The following is a 1,302-nucleotide window of genomic DNA, read 5'->3' as shown; positions in this document are numbered from 1 at the left end:
GCGACTTCGCCGCCGCCCGCGCCTTTCTGGCCATGGGGCCGGTCTAGGGCTCCAGCCGGCGCGGGGTGGAGGGGCCGTAGTCCTCGTCGCCGTAGATCATGACGGGGACGGGCGCGCGTCCGGCGCGGGGCCACAGGGCCTCGATCCAGTCGGCGGCTGCATCGACGATGGCGTCCTGAACGCTGAAGCCGGGATCGCGTCCGAACATCGGCAGGTCAGGCTCGAAGCCTTCTTCGCCGTGGACGACCTCGAACAGGATGCGGTGCGGCTCGATCGCCCGGTTCAAGACATAGAGGTCGGGGCCGTCCAGACTGACGTGGACGCTGAAGGCGCCTTCGCCGTCCTGATCGGGAAAGACGATGACGTGGATTTCGCGCGCCGCCTCGGGCAGGGCGGCCAGCAGGGCGCGGATACGCTCCAGCGCCGGGCCGTCGTGGGCGTCGAGCGTGGCGCGCAGGGCGGCGCGATAGGCGGTTTCGTCCATGGATCGCTCCTCGTCGGGCCGGGTGGGTCTTTCCTAGTTCGGGCGTGGCGTCGGCGTCCAGTTTGGCGGTTGTCGCGAGGCGGGGCGGCGTGTTCCAGTGCCGTCATGTTCGATCCCGCCCTGTTCGCCGCCTTTCTGGTCGCCATCACCATCCTGACCATCACGCCGGGGGTGGACACCGCCATGGTGCTGCGCTCGGCGGCGGCCGAGGGCGGGCGTTCGGCCATCTTCGCCGGGGCGGGCATCCTGCTGGGCTGTCTGATCTGGGGCGCGGCGGTGTCGCTGGGGTTCGGGGCGCTGCTGCGGGTGTCGGAGCTGGCCTATACGGTGGTGAAGTGGGCGGGCGCGGCCTATCTGGTCTGGCTGGGCGCGCAGATGCTGTTCAAGCCGCGCAAAAGCCTGGGCGAGCCGGGCGCCGCCCCGCCGCCCAGCGGTCCGGTCGCCTTTCGGCGCGGCCTGCTGACCAATCTGCTGAACCCCAAGGTCGGTGTTTTCTACGTGACCTTCCTGCCCCAGTTCGTCCCGCAGGGGGCCAATGTGGCGGCCTTCACCTTCTTCCTGGTCGGGGTCCATGTGGCGCTGACCATCGTCTGGTTCGCCGGGCTGATCCTGGCGACGGCGCCCCTGGGCCGGTTCCTGCGTCGTCCGGCCGTGGTTCGGACGATGGATCGGGTGGTCGGCGTCGTCTTCATCGGCTTCGGTCTGAAGCTGGCCGCCTCGCGCGTCTGAGGCTCAGGCGTCCGGCGTCTCGAGCGGCAGGCGCACGGTCGCGGCCGTGCCGACGCCGAGCGCGCTGTCCAGCGCCAGCGTCCCGCCGT

At 70.8% G+C, this 1,302-nt stretch carries 2 protein-coding genes; one reads left to right on the top strand and one right to left on the bottom strand.

Annotated features, from left to right (window positions below; all coding sequences use genetic code 11):
* Window positions 1-43: 43 nt before the first annotated feature.
* Entirely contained in the window at window positions 44-484 is a 441-nt protein-coding gene (locus RT567_RS16985) for a DUF6389 family protein (protein ID WP_313577352.1), read from the bottom strand.
* A 105-nt stretch (window positions 485-589) separates the two neighbouring features.
* Here RT567_RS16985 and RT567_RS16980 point away from each other — a divergent pair, with 105 nt between their 5' ends.
* Window positions 590-1,213, top strand: coding sequence for a LysE family translocator (locus RT567_RS16980; RefSeq protein ID WP_313577351.1), 624 nt, complete (start codon window positions 590-592; stop codon window positions 1,211-1,213).
* Window positions 1,214-1,302 lie beyond the last annotated feature (89 nt).

Origin of the sequence: Brevundimonas sp. (assembly GCF_032107865.1) — a bacterium.
Lineage (GTDB): Bacteria > Pseudomonadota > Alphaproteobacteria > Caulobacterales > Caulobacteraceae > Brevundimonas.
The sequence above is the reverse complement of the archived record's forward strand: the minus strand, read 5'-3'. Positions and strand labels throughout refer to the sequence as shown.

Coding starts and splice junctions, on each gene's coding strand:
- RT567_RS16985 (WP_313577352.1), bottom strand. CDS start 484: ATGGACGAAACCGCCTATCGCGCCGCCCTGCGCGCCACGCTCGACGCC.
- RT567_RS16980 (WP_313577351.1), top strand. CDS start 590: ATGTTCGATCCCGCCCTGTTCGCCGCCTTTCTGGTCGCCATCACCATC.